Below are 24,172 nucleotides of genomic sequence, written 5' to 3'. Positions count from 1 at the left end.
GGCAGATTAAGCGTCCAGTTCGCCAGCAATGACGTTCATGGAGCTCAGGGTAATAATGGCGTCGGAGAGAGTCGAGCCTACCACCATTTCGGGGTAAGCCTGGTAGTAGATGTAGCAGGGCCGGCGGAAGTGCAGGCGGTACGGGGTGCGCCCACCGTCCGACACCAGGTAAAAGCCCAGTTCGCCGTTGCCGCCTTCCACGGAGTGATACACTTCACCCACCGGAGCGTCGATTTCGCCCATGATGATCTTGAAGTGGTAAATCAGGGCCTCCATGTTGCGGTACACCTCCGTTTTGGGCGGCAGGTAGTAATGCGGCGCATCGGCGTGGTAGGGGCCATCGGGGAGCTTGGCCAACGCCTGCTCGATGATGCGGTAGCTCTGCCAGATTTCCTCGTTACGGATGAGGTAACGGTCGTAGGTGTCGCCGTTGGTGCCCACCGGAATTTCGAACTCGAAGTCTTCGTACGACGAGTAGGGGTTCATCACCCGCACGTCGTAATCGACGCCGGCCGCACGCAGGTTCGGGCCGGTGAAGCCGTAGTTCAGAGCACGCTCCGCCGAAATCGGACCCACGTTGATGGTGCGGTCCATGAAGATGCGGTTGCGGTCGAACAGGTTCTGGAATTCCTTCATTACGGTCGGGAACTCCTTCATCCACTTGCGCAGCTTCAGGATGGCCACTTCCGAGAAGTCGCGCTCCATGCCGCCCACGCGGCCCATGTTGGTAGTGAGGCGCGAGCCGCACACCTCCTCGTAGATTTCGTAAATCTTTTCGCGCTCCTCGAACAGGTAGAGGAAGCCCGAGAATGCACCGGTATCTACGCCCAAGATGCCGTTGCAAATGAGGTGGTCGGCGATACGCGCCAGCTCCATCATGATTACGCGCATGTACTGGGCGCGCTTAGGCACCTCAATGCCCAGCAGCTTTTCCACCGTCATGTGCCAGCCCATGTTGTTGATGGGGCTGGAGCAATAGTTCATCCGGTCCGTCAGCGGCGTAATCTGATAGAAGGGGCGCCGCTCGGCAATCTTTTCGAATGCCCGGTGGATATAGCCAATCGTCGGCACGCCCGACACGATCTTCTCGCCATCCATTTGCAGGATGTTCTGGAAGATGCCGTGCGTGGCCGGGTGCGTGGGGCCTAGGTTCAGCGTGGTAAGGTCCTGGCCGAAGTCTTCGGTTTTCTGGACCATCACGCCGCGCTGCTGTTGGGCAGCTTCGTGATGTATGGGACGGGTCGCTTCGAGTGCGTCGTTCGTTGCCATTTACTTAGTACTGAGTATAAAGTACTGAGTATTGAGTAGGTCGTGGTGAGTAAGAAGCGGGCCGCAGCACCGCCTTAATACCCAGTACAAAGTACTCGCTACTCCTCGGCTTATCGGCCGAAGAAAAGGTCGGTTTTGTCTTCGCGGGTGCCGTCTTCGAGCGGGTACTCCTTGCGCAGCGGGTGGTAGTCCATGTCCTCCACATTCAGAATGCGGATAAGATTGGGGTGGCCCGTGAAGATGATGCCGTAGAAATCGTAGGCTTCGCGCTCCATCCAGTTGGCAGTGGCGTACACATCCGTGAGGGTGGGTACCACCGGGTCCTGAATGGGGAAGAAAATTTTTAAGCGTAGCCGGATGTTATTCACCAAGCTGTGCAGCTGGTACACCACGCCAAGCTCCTGGCCAACTTTGTCGGGCCAGTGCATGCCGCACATGGTCGTCAGGAAGTTGAGCTGCAGCTGCTCCTCGCCGTGCAGCACGTCGATGATTTCGTGAATCCGTTCGCGCGATACCGTAGCGGTAAGCATGCCATAGGGCTCTTCCACATCCGAGAACGTGTCGGCGCCAAAAAGCTCCTGCAGGCGAGCCAAGATTTGCTCGTTGCTGATGGCAGCGTGGGCCTTAACGTAGTCGGCAGCTTTTTGCTGGGCGGCCGGCGAGGTATTGAGTTGGTTCATTCTCTGAGAAGCTAGGAGTTAGAAGCTAGGAGCTAGGAGCAGAACTGGCGGGATGAACGACCATGCTAACTCCTGGCTCCCAGCTCCTAGCTACTTAATGTTGTAAGACGCCAGCAGGGCCTGGTACTCCGGCGAGTTGCGGCGGCGGAGCGACTCGTTTTTGGCCAGTTCCTGCACGCGCATCAGGCCTTCCAGCACCTGCTCGGGGCGGGGCGGGCAGCCGGGCACGTACACGTCAACCGGAATGATGCGGTCGATACCTTGCAGCACCGAGTAGCTGTCGAAAATACCGCCCGACGAAGCGCAGGCGCCCATGGCCAGTACCCAGCGGGGCTCGGCCATTTGCTCGTACACTTGCTTCACGATGGGGGCCATCTTCTTGGCAATGGTGCCCATTACCATCAGCAGGTCGGCCTGGCGCGGCGAGAACGACGGACGTTCCGAGCCGAAGCGCGAAATATCGTAGTGCGAGCCCATGGTTGCCATGAACTCGATGCCGCAGCACGAGGTAGCAAAGGGTAGGGGCCACAACGAGTTGGCGCGGGCGATGCCCACTACTTTCTCGAGCGAGGTAGCAAAAAAGCCGGCGCCCTCGATGCCATCGGGGGCGGCTACCGTCTTAATTTCAGGAACACGGTTATCACTCATGGCGAAAAGTCTGATTAGGTGTAAGCTGTGGCGGCAACCTCATCATCCGAACACCAGCCCGGATACAAAGGTTTACCTAGGCACGGCTTACTGCTGCCACTTGAGAATGCCCTTCTTGATGATGTAGAAGAAGCCGGCAAGCAGCAATGTCATGAACAGCAGCATCGTGACGAAGCCGGCAAGGCCCAGCTCGCGGAAGTTGACTGCCCACGGGTACATGAAGATGACTTCCACGTCGAAGAGCACGAAGAGGATAGCCGTCAGGAAGTATTTCACCGAGATAGGCGTACGGGCGTTGCCCACCGACTCGATGCCGCACTCGAAGGAGGCATCCTTCACTTTGGAATGACGCTTGGGCCCGATGAGGTGCGAGGCAATCATCGAAAACGCCACAAAGGCCAGTGCGAGGCCTAGTTGAATCAGAATCGGCACGTAATCGGCCGGTTGGTACGCAGCAGTGGTAGCTAACAGCATGGAAACAGGTAGTTGCTGTTGAGGAAATGGCATTGGGGGGCAAAGGTAGGATGAAAACCGGGGGGTTACAACGAATCAAAGACCATAGATGCCGATGAGCTGCAGAGTTGATCTTTGGCGCCTTTAGCTTAGAATTGTTCTAAAATTAAAAACGCAACTTAACCTCCAATGCCAGTAAACAAAAAAGCCGCCCTGTTTGTCGCAGAACGGCTTTTTTGCCTGCCTAAAGAGGATTAAAAACCTCCTTTGCCGGTAACGTTCAGGTCTTCGTGGTTGTCGACACCCAGGAACGGGTAGCGGTAATCAACGGGTGGCACGAAGGTCTCCTTGATGGTGCGCGGCGACACCCAGCGCAGCAGGTTCAGGATAGAACCGGCTTTGTCGTTGGTGCCGGAGGCGCGGGCGCCGCCGAAGGGCTGCTGGCCGACCACGGCGCCGGTGGGTTTGTCGTTGATGTAGAAGTTGCCGGCCGCGTGCACCAGCTTGCGCGTAGCCAAGTCGATGGCGTAGCGGTCTTGGGCGAAGATGGCGCCGGTGAGGGCGTAGGGCGAGGTGTTATCTACCAGTTTCAATGCCTTTTCGAACTGCTGCGAATCGTACACGTGCAGCGTCAGCACGGGGCCAAACAGCTCGTCGCACATCGTCACGTACATCGGGTCTTTGGCTACGATGATGGTGGGCTCGATGAAGTAGCCCTTTGACTTGTCGTAGTTGCCGCCGGCAATGATTTCGACGCCTTCGTCCTGCTTGGCGTTGTCGATGTACTTGGCCAGCTTATCGAACGATTTCTCGTCGATAACGGCGTTGATGAAGTTCGAGAAGTCCTGCACGTCGCCCATCTTGAGCGACTTCAGATCTTCGATAACGTAGCCACGCACTTCATCCCACATGTTGCTGGGGATGTAAGCGCGCGAAGCCGCCGAGCACTTCTGGCCTTGGAACTCGAAAGCGCCGCGGGTAATGGCCGTAGCTACCTGGCGCGGGTGCGCCGACTCGTGGGCAATGATAAAGTCTTTGCCGCCGGTTTCGCCCACCACGCGGGGGTACGAGCGGTACTTGCCCACGTTCTGCCCGATGGTTTTCCAGATGTTGTTGAAAACACCCGTCGAGCCGGTGAAGTGGATGCCGGCGAAGTCGCGGTGGTTGAAGATGACGTCGCCAGCCGTGGGGCCATCGACATACACCAGGTTGATAACGCCGGCCGGAACGCCCGCTTCCTGGAACAGCTCCATCAGCACCTGCGCCGAGTAAATCTGCGTGTTGGCGGGCTTCCACACCACCACGTTGCCCATCATGGCCGGGGCCGTGGGCAGGTTGCCGGCAATCGAGGTAAAGTTGAACGGCGTGAGGGCGAACAGGAAGCCTTCGAGCGGGCGGTGCTCCAGGCGGTTCCACATACCAGGCGCCGACTCGGGCTGCTGCTGGTAAATCTGCTGCATGAAGTGCACGTTGAACCGGAAGAAGTCGATCAGCTCGCAAGCCGAGTCGATTTCAGCCTGGAACGCGTTCTTGCTCTGGCCCAGCATGGTGGCGGCGTTCAGGCGGGCGCGGTAGGGGCCAGCCAGCAGCTCAGCGGCTTTCAGGAAGATGGCAGCGCGCTCTTGCCAGGGCAGCTCGGCCCACATGGGGCGGGCAGCCAGGGCCGCGTCAATGGCCTGCTGCACGTGCTCGGCCGTGCCGGCGTGAAAATGACCTAGGGTGTGCTGATGATCGTGGGGCGGGGCAATGCGCTGGGTGTTGCCCGTGCGCACTTCCTGGCCGCCAATGTACATCGGAATATCGCGCTCCTGCTTCTTGAGCGCCTTTAGCATGGCTTGCAGCTCGGCGCGCTCGGGCGAGCCGGGAGCGTAGCCTTTTACAGGTTCGTTTTTGGGAGCAGGTACGTTGAAAAAGCCGTTGGCCATAGCGTGGGAATATCTGTTGGCGATGGGGTGTCTGGAATGTGCGGGCAAAGGTAGAACGAATAGGCAGAAGCGGTAGCACCGGCTGTCATTGCGAGCATAGCGAAGCAATCGGTCCTGGACTGGGCACGACCTTTCACCCAGCACTAAGCGAAATGCACCTAGGGCGGGTTTTCGCTGCGTCTTCTTGCGGTAGTCGCAGGCCTCCGCAGATACTAGCATTTATTACGCCCAACGATCAGGAATGCTACCGGAGGACGCACAACCGCAGGTCAGCGTAGACAACGGCCGCGCTGCTGCGGGCTGCTCGCCTAGGTCGTTTTCGCTTGGTGCTAGGTGAAAGGTTGTACCCTGCCCAGGACCGATTGCTTCGGCCTTCGTCCTCGCAATGACAGCTTAGGGAACGGCGCTACAAAATTGCTTTCAGCTCGCTCAGGCAGCTGATTTCGTACGTCACCTCGGCCGAGTGGCGCCGCTTCTCGGGGTTAAAGTACACCTGATCGATGCCGGCGTTGTAGGCACCCAGGACGTCGCACTCCAGGTTGTCGCCAACCATCAGCGACTCGGGCGCTTTGGCGCCGCTGCGCTCCAAAGCGTGCTCGAAAATGCGGCGGTCGGGCTTAAGGCAGCCGCTGCACTCCGAGGTGACGATTTCCTGGAAGTAATCGGTGAGATTGGAGGAGGCCAGCTTAACGTACTGCACATCCCGGAAGCCGTTGGTGATGAGGTGCAGCTCGTAACCGCGGCCGCGCAGGTAGTCAAGCACCTCGTAGCAGTACGGAAACACGGCCGATTTCTGCGGCAGCAGGTCGGTAAAGTCGCTGCTGATGGTAGCAGGCACCGCTTCTTCGGGCACGTCGAACTTGGCCAACGTGCGCACAAACCGCACGCTGCGCAGCTGCTGCTGCGAAATCTTATTGGCTTGGTAGAGGCGCCACAGGCCGTGGTTTACCTCGCTGTAGCGGCTGATGAACTCCTCGACCGTGAAGTTGCCAAAGCGCCCTAGGTTGTGCTGCTCGTAGAGGTGGCGTAGGGTTTCATCGGCGTTGCGCTCAAAATCCCACAGCGTATGATCAAGGTCGAAGAATAAATGGCGGTAAGATTTCACGAGAAGCGGCAACTGATGAATGAGCAAAGAACAATGCTCCAAAAGAAATGAATGCGACCTAGGCGGTTATTTTTCGATGAGGAGCCGGCCCACGGCCTGTCCTTCGCCCAGGTGCTGGTGCACAATATCGGCGGCATCGCGTGGGTGCACGTTGCCGTACCACACGCCCTCGGGGTACACCACCAAAGCTGCGCCGTTGCCCTTTTTGCACTGTTTGCACACATCGAGGCAGCCCACGGTTTGCACCCGGTTTTTACGCTTTTGGCCCTCTACCAACAGGCTTTTGAGGTCCTGCTTTTTAAGCTCCTTCTTGATAGCCTTGGCCACGTCGGAGCCGACGCCGCTTTTTTGGTTGGTGCAAACGAAGAGGTGATGCTGGTATTTCATGGGGCGGCATAGTCCGTTGCGGTGCTCGTTGGTGCGCCCCACAGCCTAGGTGCGCGAGGCGCCCGTCCAGTAACGGTTTTGCAGCTTATACGCAGCCAACTCCCGATTTGACCAAAGCGTGTCGTAGGTCTTCTGGTCTTTCACCAGTTGCGGGTCGCGCTCCATGTAGCTGAGCTGCTGCTGCAGCAGGTCCACTACTTCGTCTTTGATGAAGTAGAATATCCAATTGTCGAGCCGCCGAAAATTCACCAAGCCCGCATTTTTCAGGTAGGATAATTGCCTGGAGGTTTTTGTTTGGGTGAAATCAAGCACTTGCTCGAGGTCGGAAATGCACATTTCCTGGTTGCGCCAGAGCAAATGCAGGATGCGCACCCGCGATTCGTCGCCCATGGCTTTATATAAGCTAAGCCCGAATGCAACGGAAAAGTGTTTGAGACGCATCTTTTGCCAAGCGTGGGGGTTATAGTGGCGGTTGGCCTGCCCCTCAAAGGTAAGTCTGCGTCGCCCCACGCCCCGCGAAAGAGCCGTATCTTTGTTTATCTGCAAATTGCCCTCATGCCCACCATTGCCCGATTCAATCATCTGCTAGTGTGCTTGCTGCTCGTGCTGGTAGCTGCCTTTACGCTGCCCCGCCATGCGCAAGCACAAGGGCACCGGCAGGTAGTGCAGTTTACCGGCATCGTAGCCACCGGCGACTCGCTGCTGGGTGTGCCCGGCGCTACGGTGTTTGTGCCCAAAGCCGGCCGCGGTACGGCCACCAACGCCTACGGCTATTTTTCGATACCCGTGCTGGCCGGCGACAGCATCGTGATTCGCTCCCTGGGCTACCGCAACCAGTACGTGGTCATACCGCCCGATTACCCGCGGCAGAGCTACTCCGTGATTGTGCAGCTGAAGGAAGACGCCACCGTGCTGCCCGAGGTGCGCGTGTTTCCGTACGTGACCGAAAAGGATTTCAAGCGCGCTTTCCTGGCCCTGAAGCTGCCCAAAGAGCGCGGCAGCCGCACCGCCGAAAACCTGAACGAGGACATACTGCGCCGCATCTTCCAGAACGCGCCCGTAACCAGCATGGCCAATTACCGCCAAACCATGCAAATGCAGCAGCTCGATCAGCAGCGGCGCATGGGCACGGCTCCCAACCCCTACACCAACAACCCGCTGCTCAACCCGTTCAGCTGGCTGCAACTGATTAATCAGATTAAAAACGGCGAGTTTAAGAAGAAGGATTAGCCTCGCTTTTCGGCCCTTACTTCGCTCTAGGCGCACCATCGCGCAGAAGGAGAGCCAGCCGTCAGCAACGATTGCGGGGCCGCCGAACCTGAGTTCGGCGGCCCCGCTGCGTTTCCGGTACCTAGGGCTTGTAGTGCGGAAATCCGTTCCGCGCTACACGCGGGCGGAGGCGCAAGCCGCAACCGCCGCAATCGTCGCTGATGTTGCTGACTTTCGCGCCGCCGTGGCTCCCCTCTTCCTCGGAGGGGGGCCGGGGGTGAGGCAACCGAAAACCCGCTTTTCCGGTAAAGCTCAGAAACGGCCAAATTGTGCCGTGGCGCGCTTACCTTGGCGCGTTATCATCCCGGTTTGCCATGGATACGAACCTTCCGAAATCGAACCACCCACGTGTTGTTATCATCGGCTGCGGCTTTGGCGGAATGCGCCTCGCTCAGTCGCTCAAACACGACCCGGTGCAGGTGGTCGTAATCGACCGCCATAACTATCATAATTTTCAGCCGCTGCTCTACCAGGTAGCCACGGGTGCCCTCGAGGCCGATAGCATTGCCTACCCCATCCGCAAGATCTTTGCGGGGCAGAAGAACTTCTTCTACCGCATGGCCGATGTGGAGCGCGTTGATACCGCTAGCAATTTGGTACATACCAACATTGGCGACATCAGCTACGACTACCTGGTGCTGGCTACCGGTTCGCTCACCAACTTCTTCGGCATCGAGAGCATCGAGCGCAATGCCATGCAGATCAAGAGCATACCGAATGCCCTGAACCTGCGCAGCTACATCTTCCAGAACTTCGAAAAAGCCCTGCTCAAAGAGGACCCTGCCCAGCGGCAGGCCCTCATGAACATTGTGGTGGTAGGCGGCGGTCCTACGGGCGTCGAAATCAGCGGCTCGCTGGCCGAAATGCGCCGCACGGTGCTGCCCAAAGATTACCCCGAGCTCGACCTGAAGGAGATGAACATCATTCTGGTGGAGGCCGGCCCGGCGCTCCTAGGTCCGATGTCGCAAAAATCGCAGCAGGAGGCCTTGCGCTACTTGCAGGAGCTGGGCGTGGATGTGCGCCTGAACACCGGCATCAAGCGCTACGAAGACTGCCGTGCCTACTACACCGAAACCGATTACATCCCGACGGAAAACCTGATCTGGGCCGCCGGCGTGAACGGCGCCGCCCTGCCCGGCTTGCCCGAGCAGGTGGTTACGCGCAACAAGCGGGTCACCGTTAATCAGTGGAACCTGGTAGAAGGCTTCGACAACGTGTTTGCCATCGGCGACGTGGCCAACATGGTAACCGAAGACATGCCCAAGGGTATGCCCATGCTGGCCCCCGTGGCGCAGCAGCAGGCCGAGCACCTGGCCGAGAACTTCCGCCGCCTGATGCGCCGCGAGCAGCCCGTGCCGTTCAAGTACTTCAACAAAGGCGTAATGGCCATTGTGGCGCGCAACAAAGCCGTAGTCGATTTGCCCAAGGACGTGCACTTCCGTGGCTTCCTGGGCTGGCTCACGTGGCTGTTTGTGCACCTGATGACGCTCGTCGGCTTCCGCAACAAAGTGGTGGCTTTTGTCGACTGGGCCTTCAGCTACTTCGCCTCCGATCAGGCCCTGCGCCTCATCATTCGCCCCTTCAACCGCCGCGACATGAAGGACGACAAAGGCAAGCGCACGGCCGAGCACCAGGTGGCTACGCCGCAGTACAACCCCACGCCGCCTGCCATTCAAAAGCCGGCTGCCTAGCACCTAGGGCGCTAAAACCACAGGCCCCGCTGCTCAGCTGAGCAACGGGGCCTGTGGTTTTACATGCGCGTGGCAGCGGAGTTACTGGCAGGGGGTGGTGCTTACGCCCTCCAGCGTAATCAGCAGGGGCGGTGCCGGGCAGTCGGCCGTGCGGGCACCTAGGGCAGCTAGCTCGGCGTTGGTAGCTGGGTGCGCCTGAAAGTAGACTTTGTGCCCGGGGTGCTGCAGCTCGGCGGGTAGGTTAAGCGCCGTTACCACGTGCTTGTAGTTGGTGCCGGTGGCTGGGTTGGTCCAGGAAACGGAGGAAGGGTAATCGGCGGGTACTTCCAGCACGTAGCCGTAGTTGCCGCTGGGCGAGCCGCAATGCGCGCCTAGCACGGTAGCCGCGGTGCAGGGTTGCGGGTCATCATCGGCGTTGCCGCAGCTAACAAGCAGAAAGCTGGCTGCCAACCCGAGCCAAACGGAAGGTACTCGTAGGTTCATAGATAACGGAGCAGGAGTGGACTGCTGCTCATAAGAGGCAGCTACCCTAGGTAAGGTTGGCTGCCTGTGCAAAAAAGACCTAGGCAACCTAGAGTGCGTACTCGGCCAAGGCGCGGCTGATGTCGTGGATGTTCTGGTCGTTGCGGAAGTTTTTGCTGATGGGCTCGGCCTGCCCGCGTATCCAGATTTTGAGCTCGGCATCGAGGTCGAAGTGGCCGGTGGTTTCCATCGAAAACCGCTCGATGCTGCGGTAGGGCACGCTCAGGAACTCCTTCTTCTTGCCCGTCATGCCTTGCTTGTCCACCAAAATCAGGCGCTTGTTGGTGAAGATGATTTGGTCGCGGATGATGGCGTAGGCTTTTTCCACGCGCTCATTGGCAGCCAGAATGCGGGCAAGTTCTTGTTGCGTTTCCTGAATGTCGCTTTCCGAAGCGTTGCCGAGTATTGCGTCGAGGAGGCCCATGGTGTTTGAAGGTTGTGAAGGGGTAAGATACACGTAAACGCCAAGCTTGAAGTCGCATTAATCAGGCAGTGCATTACCGTCGGCGTACAAGTCGAGGTCGACGGCAATATTCATTTCACTTAGCAAACCAATAACTTTTGCCGACAAGTGCAGGCCCGACATGCTATGCGCATAACCATAATAAGCCACATGTAAGCAGATAGTGGTACGCTTGGAAAGTTCAGTGATTTGCCTGCTAAACGGAATGAGCGACTGTACAAGGATTTCTACCTTCTCGCTCACGTCACCAGGCTCGTTCGCATTTACTGCGTACTCAAAGCCGTGTTTGGTAATCTTAGTTGGCGTAAAGGGAAGGTCTTCTACATCAGCTCCTGAATTGCTGATGCTTAGGTAAACCAAGGACCCAGCTTCTATATAAACCCAGCTGACTTCTGCATTTGTGGTTTGCTCTACTACCACAGCTAAAAAGAAGCGTTGATCCTCGAGAGAAAAGTATACTACAGCTCTACTGAATACCTGGTCGTGTTTGAATTGCACATGAGCTACCAGCGGTTTTCCATGCTCGAGGCAAACACGGTGGTTCGCGAGATACTGGCGAGTAAGATCAAGTCTTTGCTCAAGTACCTCTTTTGCAGCAACAGACTCGACAACGCTATAATCCATGACCCAACAAAAACAGCCGGACCAAACGGCCCGGCTGTTCAAAGCTAAACGAAAGCAGGATTAGCGAGTACCGCCGCCCGTGGTGCCACCGCCTTGCTGCGGCTGCTGCGACGACACGTTGCGCTGCTGCATGGGGTTCGGCTGGGCTTGTTGCTGCTGCTGGAACAGCTCGAAGCGCGAGGGAGCCAGCTTACGCGGGAAACCGTTGTTCGACAGGTCGGTGTCGGCCGTTTGGCCGAGCGGGTCGAGGGTGAACGAGGCCACCGGCTTCTCGGTGATGAACACCTTGGTTACCTCGGCGTTGTTCTTGCGCCAGATTTCGGCCGGGATGTTCACAATCTCTTGGGTGCCGTCGTTGTAGGTCATCTGAATGATGACCGGCATTACCAGGCCCCCTAGGTTCTTCAGGTTTACCTGGTAGAAGTTGAGGCCCTTGCTCAGGATTTGCTGCTGCTCGGGGTTCAGCCCCGAAACGTACTTCTGGTAGCGAGCCTTGTCGGCGTCGGTTACGGCCAGCGCGTCGAAGCTGTTGTAGAAGTCCTTCAGCTCGGGCTTGTCGTCAACGAGCGTCTTCTTGATGTCCTGCAGGCTGCGCTGCTGCGAGAGGCTCTGCGGAGCGGCGTTCAGCTCCTCGCGGCGGCGGGCATTTTCAATTTCGGGGTTCTTCGAATCGGCTTTGTACCACTGCACGCCCTCGATGCTAATGTCGGTGTGCTCGGTGCCGTAGAACCAGCCGCGCCAGAACCAGTCGAGGTCAACGCCCGAAGCGTCTTCCATGGTCCGGAAGAAGTCGGCCGGGCTGGGGTGCTTGTAGGCCCAGCGCTTAGCGTAGGTCTTGAAAGCGAAGTCGAACAGGTCGCGGCCCATTACCGTTTCGCGCAGAATGTTCAGGGCCGTGGCGGGTTTGCCGTAGGCGTTGTTGCCCAGCTGCAATACCGATTCTGAGTTCGTCATGATCGGGTTCTGCAGGTTTTGGGCCATGCTCATGTAGGGCACAATCTGGCTCGGCTCGCCGCGGCGCGAGGGGTAGCCACGCTCCCATTCCTGCTCGGTGAGGTACTGCATGAAGGTGTTCAGGCCTTCGTCCATCCACGTCCACTGGCGCTCATCCGAGTTCACAATCATCGGGAAGAAGTTGTGACCCACCTCGTGGATAACTACCGAAATCAGGCCGTACTTGGTGTTGGCCGAGTAGGTGCCGTCTTTCTCGGGGCGGTAGCCGTTGAAGCATAGCATGGGGTACTCCATGCCGCCGATGGGGCCGTGCACCGAAATGGCTACGGGGTACTGGTAGGGCACCGTCATGCGCGAGTACACGCGCAAGGTGTGCGCCACCGATTCGGTAGAGTACTTGCCCCACAGCGGGTTGGCCTCCTTGGGGTAGTACGACATGGCCATTACGGGCTTGCCCTCGATGTTCAGGCCCATGGCATCCCAGATAAACTTACGCGACGAAGCCCAGGCAAAGTCGCGCACGTTTTTGGCGGCGTACACCCAGGTTTTGGTGGCTTTGGCGCGGCCTTGCTCGGCCTTTACGGCCTCGGGCTGCTCCACAATCACTACGGGGCTTTTGGCCGTTTTGGCGCGCTCCAGGCGCTTGCGCTGGGTAGCGGTGAGCACCTGATCGGGATTTTGCAGCACGCCGGTAGCGCCCACCACGTGGTCGGCGGGGGCCGTGATGCTCACGCGGTAGTCGCCGAAAGGCAGGGTAAACTCGCCGCCGCCCAGGAACTGCTTGTGCTGCCAGCCGTTCACGTCGTCGTACACGGCCATGCGCGGGTAGAACTGCGCAATCTCGTAGAGGTAATTCTTATCCTCGGGGAAAAACTCGTAGCCCGAGCGGCCACCGGTGGCTTTCTGGTCGTTTACGGTGTAGTGCCACTTCACCGTGAAAGTTACCGACTGCTTAGGCGCCAGCGGCTGCGGCAAATCCACCCGCATCATGGTGTAGTTGATGGTGTGGGGCAACTGCTTGCCGGCACCTTTCAACCGAATGTCGTCGATTTTGAACGAGCCATCGAAGCCGGTGCGCTGCAGGTACTCCATGGCCTGAAACGACATCCGGTCGCGCAGCTCGGCGGTCTGCGTCAGGGCCGTCATCGACTGCGGATGGTAAATGTTCGCGTCGAGCTGCAGCCAGAGGTACGAGAGCTTATCGGGCGAGAGGTTGGTGTAGGTAATATCCTCGGTGCCGGTGATGCTCTGGTTCTCGTCGTTGAGCGTTACCTTAATGTTGTAGTCGGCGCGCTGCTGCCAGTAATCCTTGCCCGGCGCACCCGATGCCGTGCGGTAGGTGTTGGGCGTGGGCAGCTCGGTGCCGAGCTGGGCAAATTTGTCGGTGCCGGAGTGGGTTTGCTGCGCAACGGCCGGTGCGGCCAAAGCCAGCGCAACTCCCGCGGCTAATAGTAGGCGAAAACGCATGGATGGTGAGTGAGGCAGAATGGACTTGTAAGGTAGCTTGCAGTGGCTAAAACTCAGCTAACCCCGAAAGTTACTATTGCTGATCGGCAATAACACCGGGGCAGTGCAACGGCTGCGTGAGCAGTGCTGAAAAACCAGCAGGATGAAAAAAGTTGCCGGTTAGGTGATAAATCTATCGGCTAGGCACCGGTTAACTGCCCAAGCAGCAGTACGGTAGCTATGCCCGCGGCGGCACCGCTTACCACCAGTACCCAGTCGCGGCGGGTGGCCCCGAAGCCGCGCAGCACCACAAACCCAACGAGCAGAATGATGAGCACAATCAGCAGCTGGCCCAGCTCCACGCCTAGGTTAAAGGCAAACAGCTCGAGCACGGGGCGGCTGTTCTGGCCCAGCAGCTCGCGCAGGTAGTTTGAAAAGCCTAGGCCGTGAATCAGCCCGAACACGGCTGCCAGCAAGTTGGGCAAGGTTAGCACAACGGGCTCGGCGCGGCGGGTATCGTTGCGGCGCGGCTCGAGGCGGCCTACCCGCAGCAGGTTGGCCAGGCAGGTAAGCAGGATGGTAACGGGAATGAGCGCCTCGATGATGGCTGCATCGAACGCAATAACACCTAGGGTAGCCAAAGCCAGCGTGATGGAGTGGCCAATGGTGAAGCTGGTAACCAGGGCCACTACGCGGCGCCAGTCGCCGAGCACGTAGGGGGCGCACAGCGCCAGCAAGAACACGAGGTGGTCGTAGGCCTGCAGGTTGAAGATGTGGTAGAAGCCCAGCTGCAGGTAAGTCTGGAAAACGGACATGCGGCAAAGCTATACGCCCGGCGCAAATCTGTACTACTGTTGAGGTGCCGGGCGTTATCTTGCACAAATCATTTCTCCTAGGATTCAGACGCGCAAGCAAATATTAGCGGCTGGGTTGTTGGTGCTTTCGGCAGCCGGAGCATCGGCCCAAACCACTCCCTCGCTGCCCGAAAAACCCACCCCGCCCATTGAGGCCGCCCAGGCCGCCGCGCCGCAGGTAGCAGCCAAAAACGACTCGGTGCAGGCCGTGCAAACCCTGTTTCGGAAGCGCCGCAACGGCGGTACGGTGTTCACGGCGGTAGGCTCGCTGGTGCTGCTGCGCGGGGTGCTGGCCAGCAGCGGCGCCGATGGCGTAGCGGCTTCGGGCGTGCTGGCTGCTCCTTTTTTGGCCGTGGGCATTGGCAAGCTCGCGCGCTTTGGCAGCAAAAAAGAAGAGTTCTACATCAAGCAATACCAGCAGGGCAAGCCGCTGCCGGCGCACATCCGGCGGCGCCTGCGGCCCGAGTACTTCCGGGCGCAGTAGCCCGGCGCCCTAGGTCGGGGGTGCCCGGGTGGCGGCCGGGCACCCCCGACCTAGGGCTATCTTTTTTCTGAATCCGCATTCGAAATCAGCTGCATGCTCAAACAGTTACTCTGCACGCTGGCCCTGAGCGGGTTGGCCGCTACGGGCTTTGCCCAGGCGCCGGCCGCGCCCGCGGCTGCGCCCGGCCCCGCCGCCTACTCGCGCACCGATACGCTGGAGGCGTTGTCGGCCATGTTCACGATGAAGCGCCGCGGCGGCCACCTGCCCCTCACGCTGGCGATGCCAGGCGTGGCCCTGATGTCGACGAAGCAGCGCGAGTACGACGTGTACTCCGGCAGCTGGGTTGAAACCGCGCCCTCGGGCGGGGCCGTGGCGGCCGGCGTGCTGCTGATGGGCGGCGGCCTGGCCTACCTGCTAGTGCGCAACAGTACCTACAACCTGGGCACGTTGCAGCAATTGCAGATAAACTACGACGCCGGCCAGCCCTTGCCCGAGCGCTACCGCCGCGAACTGCGCCCGCGCCATTTTGCCAAAGCCGCCAAATGGCGCGCCAAGCGCGAGCGGCGCAACCGCTAGCGCTGCCGCGCTGTTTGCCTAGGTGCGGGCGCAGTTCGCGGCGGTAGCAGCCGATAACCGGCCGCGCCGCTACCTTCGCCCCGCGTTACGCACCGATGCTGCGGCGTGCTATGTTATGGAGACACTATTAGGGACCGATGTCGCGCGCGCTGCCGCCTTGCTGCGGGCCGGCGAATTGGTAGCCATACCCACGGAAACCGTGTACGGCCTGGCCGGCCACGGCCTGCGCGAAGACAGCCTGCAGCGCATTTTTGCGGTGAAGGGCCGCCCGCTCAGCAACCCGCTCATCCTGCACTTTGCCAGCCCCGAGCACCTAGGCGGCTACGTGCGCCCCGAGGCCGTGCCTGCCGCGGCCCACACGCTACTGGCTGCCTTCAGCCCCGGCCCGCTTACGCTGCTGCTCCCGCGCGAGCCTGCCGTAGTGCCCGATACCGTAACGGCCGGCTTGCCCGATGTGGCCGTGCGCATCCCGGCGCACCCGCTGGTGCAGGAGTTGCTGCACCAGCTCGATTTTCCGCTGGCGGCGCCCTCGGCCAACCCCTTCGGCTACATCAGCCCTACCTTGCCCGAGCACGTGCTGCGGCAGCTGGGCGGCAAAATCCCGTACGTGCTCGATGGCGGCGCCTGCCAGGCCGGCATCGAAAGCACCGTGGTAGGCTTTGGGCCAGCTGGCGAGCCGGTGGTGTACCGCCCCGGCGCTATTTCGCTGGAAGCGCTGCAGCAGGTGGTGCCCACGGCGCGCCTGCGCACCGCCGCCGAAAAGGCGCAGCGCGTGGCCAGCCCCGGCTTGCTGCCCTACCACTACTCGCCCCACACGCCGCTGCAGCTTTTTGGCCCCGGCCTAGGTGCCGCGCCGGCTTTTGAGGCCGGCAGCACCGGCGCACTCACCTTCCGCGACCCGCTGCCCGGCTTGCCCCCCGAGCAGCAAGTGGTGCTCAGCCCCGGCCGCGGCAACCTCGCCGAAGCCGCCCACGGCCTCTACGCCGCCCTGCACCACCTCGATGGCCTCGGCCTGCAGCACCTGCTGGCCGAACGCTTCCCGGAAACCGGCATCGGCATGGCCCTGAACGAGCGCCTGGAGAAAGCCGCCGCGCGCGCCTAAGCGCATGCTGGCTGTAAAACAGGAGCTGGTGTAAAGCCAACGGCTGCCCCAAAGCACATAGGCCCGCGGGCACCAAGGCACTGTATGCCTAGGTGCCCGCGGTCTTTTTTTGGTGCGGTTGCGCTATTCTACCAGGAGGCGCTCGGTAAGCCGGCCTTGCGGGGTTTGAACCCGCACATAGTACACACCCCTGGGCAAACCCGAAAGCTGGAGCTGCTGGCTGATTGCGCCGTGGTTTACTGGCACCTGGTACGATTGCAGCACTTTGCCCAAGGAGCTAATCAGCTCCACGCGGGCATCGGCCTGGCCGCTGAGGCCAGCCAGGCGCAGGGTAGCGGAGGACGCTGCCGGGTTGGGGTACAATGCGGCCGATTTCTCAACCGGGGCAGAAACCAGCCCGCTGAGCGGGTTGGCCGTTAGCTTCAACAGCCAAATGTCGCTGCCGCCGCGGCCAGCGCTGGTTTTGTCGCCGCTGATGCCGGATTGCGAAGTGCCGGCTAGTATCAGGCTGTTGCCGGGTAAGGGCACAACATCTGTTATGTACTCGTTGGCCGCGCCGCCAAAGGATTTCTCCGAGCGTTGCGTACCATTCGCATCCACATCAACCAACCAGTAGTTAAAGGGCACATCGTCGGCATCTCCGGCCGGCGACAATCGGCCCGTCCAGCCCCCGAGCAGGTAGCCGCCGCGCGGGTTTAGCTGCAGCGTGGTGATGCGCTCCATCAGGGTGGTGCCGTACACCCTGTCCCACTGCTTGTTGCCTTGCGCGTCGAGCTTGATTACCCAGCATTCTTTGTTGTTGTCGGCGGTACTTTTGTCGCCGCTTACAGGCGAGCTGGAGTTGCCCGACACCAGCAGGCCGCCATCGGGAGTGGCCAACAGCGCCCATGCCGTTTCGTTGCCGCTGCCGCCATACAAACGGTCCCATACCTTGTTGCCCTGGGCATCAATCCTCGCAACCCAGTAATCGTATTCGCCTTTGGTATTGCCCGATACGTCGCCGCCAAGCGTGGTGCTCCCAGCGGGGAAAAAGGGCAGCGCGGCAATTGCAAAGTCAGTACCTAGGGAAACCACACCGTAAGCGTAGTCGTCGGCGGCACCGCCCAGGCGTTTATCCCACAACTTGTTGCCGTTGGCGTCGAGCTTCACCATCCAAACGTCGCTGCGGCCCTGCAGCGCCTCGGTGCGGTCGGCATCGGGGGCGGGGTTGGTGTCGTTGCTGGATTGGCCTACCAACAGGCAGCTACCATCGGCCGCAACGGCAGCGCCGGTAAGCATATCGTTGCCAGAGGTGCCAAAGCGTTTATCCCACAGCTTGTTGCCTTGCGCGTCTACTTTCACCACCCAATAGTCGGTGCCACCGCGGGAGGGTTCCGTCTTGTCGAGCTCAGCCCCCGAGTTCGACCAGCCGCAGAGCAAAAAACCGCCATCGGGGGTAGCCAGCAGCTTTACCAGTCGGTCGTCGCCGGAGGCACCGTAACGTTTGTCCCACAGCTTGCGGCCTTGCAAATCCGTCTTCAGCAGCCAGTAATCGTTGTTGTTTATGGCTGGTGTGCCGCGTTCGGGTTGGCTTACATCGCCACCCACGCCCGATTGCGTGAAGCCACCGAGGAGCAGGTTGCCATCGGCCGTTAGCAAGGCGCCCGCGCACCCCTCCGTGGCTGTGCCGCCAAACGTGTAATCGGCAACAGGGCTTTGTGCTTGTAGCGGCTGCAGAGCCCCTAGGTGGTACAGCAGCAAAGCCGGTAGGCAGAGGCGTAGCACAGATTTCATAGGCAAACAACGGTGGGGATAGAGGGCGTAAGAATCTCAATGGTTTTATATGCCTGACCGCCATAGGCCCGCTTGCGTTGTATCGGGGATAAAAAATTTTAGGAACGAGCTTCTTGTACTGGTGCTGTAAAAGCAAAACACCCCGCCAGTAGCAAGCACTGGCGGGGTGTTTAGGTTACTATCTGTGGGCGGCAGACTGAAGTCCGCGCTACAGTGCGCTACGGCAGAGCTGTGCTTACATGCCCGGAATCTGCACGTTCACGTTCTCGAAACGGATGTGGCCGCCGTCGAGCACGGCTTCCACCACGGCGTCCTTCGACACCTTGCCCGAGAGAATTTCCTTCGACAGCTCGTTCAGGATCTGCCGCTGCAGCACGCGCTTGAGCGGGCGGGCGCCAAACTGCGGGTCGAAGCCTTGTTCGCCTAGGTAGTCGAGCACCTCGTCGGTGGCTTCCAGGCGGATGCCGGCTTCTTCGAGGCGGTGCTGAATCTGCTTGAACTGGATGTCGACAATCTTGCGAATCTCGCGGCGCTTGAGCGGCTGGAACATCACAATCTCGTCGATGCGGTTCAGGAACTCGGGGCGCATGTGCTGCTTCAGGCGCTCCACCACTTCGTCGCGGGTACGGTCTACCACCTCGTCGTGGTTGTATTCATTCAGCTCTTTAAAGTTCTTCTGAATGATGTCGGCGCCCGTGTTCGAGGTCATGATGATGATGGTGTTCTTGAAGTTCGCCACCCGACCCTTGTTGTCGGTGAGGCGGCCATCGTCGAGCACCTGCAGCAGGATGTTGAACACGTCGGGGTGGGCCTTCTCAATCTCGTCGAGCAGGATTACCGAGTACGGCTTGCGGCGCACGGCTTCGGTAAGCTGACCACCCTCGTCGTAGCCCACGTAGCCGGGAGGCGCACCAATCAGGCGCGACACGGCGTGGCGCTCCTGGTACTCGCTCATATCGATGCGCACCATGGCGTTTTCGTCGTTGAACAAGTACTCGGCCAGGGCCTTGGCCAGCTCCGTTTTACCCACGCCGGTGGTACCCAGGAAGATGAACGAGCCGATGGGGCGCTTGGGGTCCTGCAAACCGGCCCGCGAGCGGCGCACCGCATCCGAGATGGCCGCAATGGCTTCGCTCTGGCCGGCTACGCGCTTGCCCAACTCGGCTTCGAGGTTGAGCAACTTCTCGCGGTCCGACTGCAGCATTTTGCTTACCGGAATGCCCGTCCACTTGGCTACTACTTCGGCAATGTCTTCCGAAGTAACCACCTCCTGCAGCATCGAGCCGCCGTCTTTTTGCTGGTTGGCTTGCTCCTGCAGGGTTTTCAGCTTGGCTTCGGCTTCCTGAATCTTGCCGTAGCGCAGCTCGGCCACGCGACCGTAGTCACCCTGGCGCTCGGCCTGCTCGGCTTCCAGCTTAAAACGCTCAATCTGCTCTTTGGCCGTCTGGATGTCGTTGAGCACGTTTTTCTCCGATTCCCAACGGGCTTTCAGGTCGTCGCGCTTCGAGCTGAGCTCGGCCAGTTCCTTGTTCAGCACGGCCTCGCGGTCCTTGTTGTCTTCGCGCCGGATGGCTTCGCGCTCAATCTCCAGCTGCATAATGCGGCGCTGCACCTCGTCGAGCTCCACGGGCATGGAGTTCAGCTCGATACGGAGCTTGGCGGCGGCCTCGTCCATCAGGTCGATGGCTTTGTCGGGCAGGAAACGGTCGGTGATGTAGCGGCTCGACAGCTCCACGGCGGCAATCACGGCATCGTCGGTGATGCGCACGCCGTGGTGCAGCTCGTACTTCTCCTTAATACCGCGCATGATGCTGATGGCGTCCTCCACCGAGGGCTCGTCCACCATCACGGCCTGGAAGCGGCGCTCCAGCGCCTTGTCCTTCTCGATGTACTTCTGGTACTCCTTGAGCGTGGTAGCGCCAATGGAGTGCAGCTCGCCGCGGGCCAAGGCTGGCTTAAGCAGGTTGGCAGCATCCATGGCGCCTTCACCGCCCGCGCCGGCGCCAATCAGCGTGTGCATCTCGTCGATGAACAGGATGATCTGGCCTTCGGAGTCGGTTACTTCTTTGATGACGGACTTGAGGCGCTCCTCAAACTCGCCCTTGTACTTGGCACCGGCAATGAGCAAGCCCATGTCGAGCGACATGATGGTCTTGTCCTTCAGGTTCTCGGGCACGTCGCCGGCCACGATGCGCTGGGCCAGGCCCTCCACAATGGCGGTTTTACCCACGCCCGGCTCACCCAGGAGCACGGGGTTGTTCTTGGTGCGGCGCGACAGGATTTGCAGCACGCGGCGGATTTCCTCGTCGCGGCCAATTACCGGGTCCATCTTGCCCGAGCGTACCTGCTCGTTCAGGTTGCGGGCGTAGCGGTTCAGGCTTTGGTACTGGTCTTCGGCCGACTGGCTGGTTACTTTGCGGCCGCCCCGCAGCTCTTTGATGGCGGCTTTCAGGTCTTTCTCGTTGAAGCCCGTGTCTTTGAGCAGCGTAGCCACGCTGTCGCGGCCGCCGAGCAAGCCCAGCAGCAGGTGCTCTACCGACACGTATTCGTCGTCGAACTCCTTCAGGAAGCCGTTGGCGCGCTGCAGGGCCGCGGCGGCATCGTTGGCGAGGTACGGCGCACCACCGCTCACCTTGGGGTAGCCATTTACAATGGCATCGAGGCGCGGGGCGAGGATATTCAGATTCACGCCGAGCTTCTTGGCCAGGAACCCGGTCACGTTTTCATCCACCTGAAAGAGCCCTTTCAGGAGGTGGCCCGTTTCGATGGCCTGCTGCTGATTGCCACCGGCAATTTCGGTAGCCTTCTGCACGGCCTCCTGGGCCTTGATAGTGAAGTTGTTAAAGTTCATAGTGCTAAGTCTGTTTCAGGTGCTCTAGTTAAGCTGATACGGTCTTAGCAAATGGTGGGCTAATGGTAGAAACAGGACTTTTTGTCGGAATGCCATGTGCTTTAATGAAGAATATCAGACATAATGGCTTATTTAGTTAAGGTTGCAATACTATTCTGGTCCTCCTGATAAGACACCGGGGTAGATATGCGGTCTACCTGATCGTTACAGCCGTTACCATACAAGGCATGATTTGAGTGTTATGGCCTAGGTAGGCTGACACTAGATTCCGATGGTGGCCACCTTCCGTGCCGTTGCACGCCAACCCATTCTTACGCAGCCCGAGGCGCCGCAGTACGACCATGCTCCTATAGTCTGTTAAACTGGATTCAGCCCCAATGAGCTACCATCAAAGAAAATGATATTATACTACTGTTGTCGATAGTAATACTATCTTGGTTATTTGTGATGTATCCGAAAGTAAGTGTCGCGACATACTCACTGATACAAACCCATTCTTTCATTTTTTAGCCATTTTAAACAATGGAATCATTGCTTAAAAAAGTCGAGAGTTCGGACGTAGCCATGATAGAAGCCGAATAATTGCAGCACATAGATGGTGGCTTTTTACCTGCTGTCGCGATTGGCGTATGTTGGGGAATCCAGGCGTGTTGCGCACTTGTGGCTGGAGGTATTTACATCACAGCTAAAAAAGATGGCATAATTAAATAATAAATCTTAAAATAAAAAAACCATTCAAGCACAAAATTTAGATCAAGCCGAAATTTATTTTTCCTTGCGCACGCTGGATGATGAGGACCTGCGGCATACCGAGGGCGGATTGGCGCCTATTGCTATTCCTCTTATTATAAAAGGTGTGGGCATTGGTTTCACGGCCTGCGCTGCAGCATTTACAGTTTTAGCAGGAGGTATGAAGATGGCTAAAAAATAAATCTAGCACGTAATAACTATTGCGGGAGTAGTATCCCGCAATAGTTATTACGTGTTATTCAAGCGGACATTTAAGTACAATGAAACGGAAAAAAATTAATCCCAAGGAAATTTTTAATGGGGTGGCCGTTGGCTTTTTGGTGTGCTCAGCTGTAGTGGTTGCGGTTCTTATGGGGATCAAACTATTTTAAAGTTTTCAGGCCAACAGAAAGCGATTTTGCATACGGTACATTCATCGATTGCTCTAGCCTGTCAGCGCTTTCTGGCTGCCAAGTTGATTGCTGGTGTCTGTGTGTATCATCGTTTCAACACGGAGCTTTGGCGGCACTTGACTCATTAGCTGAAATGAGCCACAAGGCTGGAGTTATACTGCCCATGGAATTACCTCAGCTGACTTCAATTTTTCAAGCCCATGAGCAAAAGAAGCTTAGTAAAGATTGCCACTTCTGTCTCTGCTTTCTGGTTAGCGAGGCTGTTCCTTCAAAATTGGGACATGATGAAGGAGTATGTTTTTGGAGTAGCGTGCCCATAAAGTCATTTTCTCAAATGACCACAGTTCAGCAGATAGAATACCACAGATACTAAAATGATACCCCTCTATTGGCGCAAGCTCGTAGCTGGTAACCGCCGATAGGGTAGAGGTTTTACCTCCACTCAAGCCACGTTAGCGCAAACCCATCCGCAAGCGGCGCAGGCGGTGGGAAATGCAGCCCCCGCCATAGTCGGTGCGCCGAAGCGCAAGCTACGCGGGCGTGGGTGCTGCTGCACACAAAGCCAGATGCAGCGGAGTAGCCCGGCGAGCGGGCTTACTGGCGCCAGCCGCCCCGGCGGGTTATGGTTTAGGAGCTGGCGTGGTTTCGAGCTCGAGCAGGGCTTGCTCAATTTCGGGCCGGAGCTGGGCTAGGTTGGCGTGGGCCAGCTCCGGCAGCGAGTGACGCTTGGCGAGTTTCTCGGCCACCAGGTAGCCTAGGTAGTAGCCCGAGCGGGCGGGGGTGGCAGCCTGCGCATCCATGCCGCCCAGGAAGTAGCGGGCGTAGTCCTCGCGCTTTTCCGAATCGAGGGCGGCGCGCAGCTCGCGGGCGTAGCGCGGCAAATCGGCCTGGGTGCGGGCGGGCGTGTTGAGGGGCAGGCCAAACAGGTTGACGCCGTTGGCCGAGGGGTTGAGGGCGTGGGCCACGTAGGTAGCCAGGCCTTCGCGCCACAGCGCCGAGGCCACCGACTCGTTGCGCTCGAAGAACTGGCTGTGGTACACATGGAAAAACTCGTGGTGGAAAAAGGGCGCGGGGTCGGCCTCGTGCCCGTACACGTAGGCAATCATATCCAGCCCGAACAGCAGCGCCTGCTGGCCCCCGATGGTGCGCGTGCCCCCATCGAAACCACCTAGGGAGTACATAAAATAGAGGCGGCCGCGGTAGTCGAGGTCGGGAAAGGTTTTGCGGAAACTGGCCTCGTAGCGGGGCAAATCCTGGCCGATTTGCTTGCTCAGGCGCAGCACCAGGTCCATTTTGGGCAGCACCATGCTTTGCACCTTGGCATAGCGCATGGGCAGCACGTCAGCAAAGGTTTTGTCGGCGGGGCCGCCCAGCACGCTGTTGTTGTACACCTCGGGGTAGCGGTCGGCCAGCAGCTGCTGAAACAGCTTTACCTGCGTGGCTTCGTCCTGCGTGCGCGCCTTTTGCCAGAACTCCTCGAAGGCCGGCATCAGGTTGATGACCTGGTACGTGGCCGCGGGCGGTACGGCGGTGGCGGCAGCGGTGGCACCAGCAGCAGGCGGCGCAAGCGGAGCGCGGTGGCACGCCCCGGTAAGCAACGCCGCACTTAGGAGCGTGGCCGTAGCCGAACGAAAAGCAGGGAACATGGAAATGCGGGAAGGAGTAAGCCGAACGAAAAGCCGCCGCACGCAAGCGGGGCTGCCGGGCAAGCTGGGCCAAGATAAGTAAGCTGATAAGCCATGCCGAAAAATTTGAGGCACGGGTACGAGCCGCCTCCGCAAAGCTGCCCTAGGTGGGTGCACGGTCGCCAGAAACTATGACCCGATCGGCTTCAAATGCGCAAGTAATACGTATTGATAATTGACGATAAAATATAGTATATTGAAGAGGTGGCGCACTAATGCCACGTAAAGCCATGGAAGCTAAACCGAGAAGATACCAAGGCTACGCCGGC

The 24,172-nt window shown here is 59.1% G+C and carries 22 protein-coding genes; 6 read left to right on the top strand and 16 right to left on the bottom strand.

Features of this window, described 5'->3' with window-relative positions; all coding sequences use genetic code 11:
• Positions 1-6: 6 nt before the first annotated feature.
• The 8 genes from OIS50_RS11430 to OIS50_RS11395 form a co-directional block, all read right to left on the bottom strand.
• A complete protein-coding gene (locus OIS50_RS11430; protein WP_264694364.1) occupies positions 7-1,197 on the bottom strand; it encodes an NADH-quinone oxidoreductase subunit D in 1,191 nt (396 codons plus the stop codon).
• A 182-nt stretch (positions 1,198-1,379) separates the two neighbouring features.
• Entirely contained in the window at positions 1,380-1,949 is a 570-nt protein-coding gene (locus tag OIS50_RS11425) for an NADH-quinone oxidoreductase subunit C (protein WP_264690774.1), read from the bottom strand.
• 90 nt (positions 1,950-2,039) lie between these two features.
• Positions 2,040-2,597 carry an NADH-quinone oxidoreductase subunit B gene (locus OIS50_RS11420; RefSeq protein ID WP_264690773.1) on the bottom strand — a complete coding sequence of 186 codons (558 nt, stop codon included), beginning with the start codon at positions 2,595-2,597 and terminating at the stop codon, positions 2,040-2,042.
• A gap of 87 nt (positions 2,598-2,684) precedes the next feature.
• Positions 2,685-3,104, bottom strand: coding sequence for an NADH-quinone oxidoreductase subunit A (locus OIS50_RS11415; protein ID WP_264690772.1), 420 nt, complete (start codon positions 3,102-3,104; stop codon positions 2,685-2,687).
• A gap of 200 nt (positions 3,105-3,304) precedes the next feature.
• A complete protein-coding gene (pruA, locus tag OIS50_RS11410) occupies positions 3,305-4,975 on the bottom strand; it encodes an L-glutamate gamma-semialdehyde dehydrogenase (protein WP_264690771.1) in 1,671 nt (556 codons plus the stop codon).
• A gap of 406 nt (positions 4,976-5,381) precedes the next feature.
• Positions 5,382-6,080, bottom strand: coding sequence for a YjjG family noncanonical pyrimidine nucleotidase (locus OIS50_RS11405; protein ID WP_264690770.1), 699 nt, complete (start codon positions 6,078-6,080; stop codon positions 5,382-5,384).
• A 66-nt stretch (positions 6,081-6,146) separates the two neighbouring features.
• A complete protein-coding gene (locus OIS50_RS11400) occupies positions 6,147-6,467 on the bottom strand; it encodes a (2Fe-2S) ferredoxin domain-containing protein (RefSeq protein ID WP_264690769.1) in 321 nt (106 codons plus the stop codon).
• Between the two features lie 45 nt (positions 6,468-6,512).
• Positions 6,513-6,908, bottom strand: coding sequence for an ArsR/SmtB family transcription factor (locus OIS50_RS11395; protein ID WP_264690768.1), 396 nt, complete (start codon positions 6,906-6,908; stop codon positions 6,513-6,515).
• A gap of 114 nt (positions 6,909-7,022) precedes the next feature.
• Here OIS50_RS11395 and OIS50_RS11390 point away from each other — a divergent pair, with 114 nt between their 5' ends.
• Entirely contained in the window at positions 7,023-7,697 is a 675-nt protein-coding gene (locus OIS50_RS11390) for a carboxypeptidase-like regulatory domain-containing protein (protein WP_264690767.1), read from the top strand.
• 353 nt (positions 7,698-8,050) lie between these two features.
• The gene (locus OIS50_RS11385) at positions 8,051-9,427 is read left to right on the top strand and encodes an NAD(P)/FAD-dependent oxidoreductase (RefSeq protein ID WP_264690766.1); all 1,377 of its coding nucleotides are present in this window, start codon (positions 8,051-8,053) and stop codon (positions 9,425-9,427) included.
• Between the two features lie 81 nt (positions 9,428-9,508).
• Here the strand turns inward: OIS50_RS11385 and OIS50_RS11380 are convergent, their stop codons facing one another.
• From OIS50_RS11380 to OIS50_RS11360, 5 genes are all read right to left on the bottom strand, one after another.
• Complete coding sequence (locus OIS50_RS11380; protein WP_264690765.1) at positions 9,509-9,910, bottom strand: hypothetical protein; 402 nt, start codon at positions 9,908-9,910, stop codon at positions 9,509-9,511.
• An 88-nt stretch (positions 9,911-9,998) separates the two neighbouring features.
• Positions 9,999-10,373, bottom strand: coding sequence for a PH domain-containing protein (locus OIS50_RS11375; protein WP_264690764.1), 375 nt, complete (start codon positions 10,371-10,373; stop codon positions 9,999-10,001).
• A gap of 57 nt (positions 10,374-10,430) precedes the next feature.
• Entirely contained in the window at positions 10,431-11,036 is a 606-nt protein-coding gene (locus tag OIS50_RS11370; protein WP_264690763.1) for a DUF4279 domain-containing protein, read from the bottom strand.
• A gap of 60 nt (positions 11,037-11,096) precedes the next feature.
• The gene (locus OIS50_RS11365; protein ID WP_264690762.1) at positions 11,097-13,457 is read right to left on the bottom strand and encodes a M1 family metallopeptidase; all 2,361 of its coding nucleotides are present in this window, start codon (positions 13,455-13,457) and stop codon (positions 11,097-11,099) included.
• 179 nt (positions 13,458-13,636) lie between these two features.
• Entirely contained in the window at positions 13,637-14,251 is a 615-nt protein-coding gene (locus tag OIS50_RS11360) for a HupE/UreJ family protein (RefSeq protein WP_264690761.1), read from the bottom strand.
• A 121-nt stretch (positions 14,252-14,372) separates the two neighbouring features.
• Here OIS50_RS11360 and OIS50_RS11355 point away from each other — a divergent pair, with 121 nt between their 5' ends.
• The 3 genes from OIS50_RS11355 to OIS50_RS11345 all read left to right on the top strand — a co-directional run bounded on the left by OIS50_RS11355 (position 14,373) and on the right by OIS50_RS11345 (position 16,452).
• Positions 14,373-14,774 (top strand): hypothetical protein, encoded by a 402-nt coding sequence (locus tag OIS50_RS11355; protein ID WP_264690760.1) that lies wholly within the window; start codon positions 14,373-14,375, stop codon positions 14,772-14,774.
• A gap of 93 nt (positions 14,775-14,867) precedes the next feature.
• Complete coding sequence (locus tag OIS50_RS11350; RefSeq protein ID WP_264690759.1) at positions 14,868-15,350, top strand: hypothetical protein; 483 nt, start codon at positions 14,868-14,870, stop codon at positions 15,348-15,350.
• A 115-nt stretch (positions 15,351-15,465) separates the two neighbouring features.
• Positions 15,466-16,452 (top strand): L-threonylcarbamoyladenylate synthase, encoded by a 987-nt coding sequence (locus tag OIS50_RS11345; protein ID WP_264690758.1) that lies wholly within the window; start codon positions 15,466-15,468, stop codon positions 16,450-16,452.
• A gap of 123 nt (positions 16,453-16,575) precedes the next feature.
• On the opposite strand, the gene OIS50_RS11340 is transcribed toward OIS50_RS11345, so the two are convergent.
• Positions 16,576-18,225, bottom strand: coding sequence for a T9SS type A sorting domain-containing protein (locus OIS50_RS11340; protein ID WP_264690757.1), 1,650 nt, complete (start codon positions 18,223-18,225; stop codon positions 16,576-16,578).
• A 235-nt stretch (positions 18,226-18,460) separates the two neighbouring features.
• Complete coding sequence (clpB, locus tag OIS50_RS11335; protein ID WP_264690756.1) at positions 18,461-21,076, bottom strand: ATP-dependent chaperone ClpB; 2,616 nt, start codon at positions 21,074-21,076, stop codon at positions 18,461-18,463.
• Between the two features lie 775 nt (positions 21,077-21,851).
• Here clpB and OIS50_RS11330 point away from each other — a divergent pair.
• Positions 21,852-22,007: a class IIb bacteriocin, lactobin A/cerein 7B family gene (locus OIS50_RS11330; RefSeq protein WP_264690755.1), complete on the top strand. Its 156-nt coding sequence runs from the start codon at positions 21,852-21,854 to the stop codon at positions 22,005-22,007.
• 831 nt (positions 22,008-22,838) lie between these two features.
• On the opposite strand, the gene OIS50_RS11325 is transcribed toward OIS50_RS11330, so the two are convergent.
• Positions 22,839-23,864 carry a DUF2268 domain-containing protein gene (locus OIS50_RS11325; protein WP_264690754.1) on the bottom strand — a complete coding sequence of 342 codons (1,026 nt, stop codon included), beginning with the start codon at positions 23,862-23,864 and terminating at the stop codon, positions 22,839-22,841.
• Between the last annotated feature and the right edge of the window lie 308 nt (positions 23,865-24,172).

Origin of the sequence: Hymenobacter sp. YIM 151858-1, assembly GCF_025979705.1 — a bacterium.
GTDB lineage: Bacteria > Bacteroidota > Bacteroidia > Cytophagales > Hymenobacteraceae > Solirubrum.
Note: the sequence above shows the minus strand (reverse complement) of the source record. Positions and strands in the feature narration are given on the sequence as shown.

Excerpts from the sequence above, each read along its gene's own strand:
- OIS50_RS11430 (WP_264694364.1), bottom strand. The coding sequence starts at position 1,197 with ATGGTCCAGAAAACCGAAGACTTCGGCCAGGACCTTACCACGCTGAAC.
- OIS50_RS11425 (WP_264690774.1), bottom strand. The coding sequence starts at position 1,949 with ATGAACCAACTCAATACCTCGCCGGCCGCCCAGCAAAAAGCTGCCGAC.
- OIS50_RS11420 (WP_264690773.1), bottom strand. The coding sequence starts at position 2,597 with ATGAGTGATAACCGTGTTCCTGAAATTAAGACGGTAGCCGCCCCCGAT.
- OIS50_RS11415 (WP_264690772.1), bottom strand. The coding sequence starts at position 3,104 with ATGCCATTTCCTCAACAGCAACTACCTGTTTCCATGCTGTTAGCTACC.
- pruA (WP_264690771.1), bottom strand. The coding sequence starts at position 4,975 with ATGGCCAACGGCTTTTTCAACGTACCTGCTCCCAAAAACGAACCTGTA.
- OIS50_RS11400 (WP_264690769.1), bottom strand. The coding sequence starts at position 6,467 with ATGAAATACCAGCATCACCTCTTCGTTTGCACCAACCAAAAAAGCGGC.
- OIS50_RS11395 (WP_264690768.1), bottom strand. The coding sequence starts at position 6,908 with ATGCGTCTCAAACACTTTTCCGTTGCATTCGGGCTTAGCTTATATAAA.
- OIS50_RS11390 (WP_264690767.1), top strand. The coding sequence starts at position 7,023 with ATGCCCACCATTGCCCGATTCAATCATCTGCTAGTGTGCTTGCTGCTC.
- OIS50_RS11385 (WP_264690766.1), top strand. The coding sequence starts at position 8,051 with ATGGATACGAACCTTCCGAAATCGAACCACCCACGTGTTGTTATCATC.
- OIS50_RS11380 (WP_264690765.1), bottom strand. The coding sequence starts at position 9,910 with ATGAACCTACGAGTACCTTCCGTTTGGCTCGGGTTGGCAGCCAGCTTT.
- OIS50_RS11375 (WP_264690764.1), bottom strand. The coding sequence starts at position 10,373 with ATGGGCCTCCTCGACGCAATACTCGGCAACGCTTCGGAAAGCGACATT.
- OIS50_RS11370 (WP_264690763.1), bottom strand. The coding sequence starts at position 11,036 with ATGGATTATAGCGTTGTCGAGTCTGTTGCTGCAAAAGAGGTACTTGAG.
- OIS50_RS11365 (WP_264690762.1), bottom strand. The coding sequence starts at position 13,457 with ATGCGTTTTCGCCTACTATTAGCCGCGGGAGTTGCGCTGGCTTTGGCC.
- OIS50_RS11360 (WP_264690761.1), bottom strand. The coding sequence starts at position 14,251 with ATGTCCGTTTTCCAGACTTACCTGCAGCTGGGCTTCTACCACATCTTC.
- OIS50_RS11350 (WP_264690759.1), top strand. The coding sequence starts at position 14,868 with ATGCTCAAACAGTTACTCTGCACGCTGGCCCTGAGCGGGTTGGCCGCT.
- OIS50_RS11345 (WP_264690758.1), top strand. The coding sequence starts at position 15,466 with ATGGAGACACTATTAGGGACCGATGTCGCGCGCGCTGCCGCCTTGCTG.
- OIS50_RS11340 (WP_264690757.1), bottom strand. The coding sequence starts at position 18,225 with ATGAAATCTGTGCTACGCCTCTGCCTACCGGCTTTGCTGCTGTACCAC.
- clpB (WP_264690756.1), bottom strand. The coding sequence starts at position 21,076 with ATGAACTTTAACAACTTCACTATCAAGGCCCAGGAGGCCGTGCAGAAG.
- OIS50_RS11325 (WP_264690754.1), bottom strand. The coding sequence starts at position 23,864 with ATGTTCCCTGCTTTTCGTTCGGCTACGGCCACGCTCCTAAGTGCGGCG.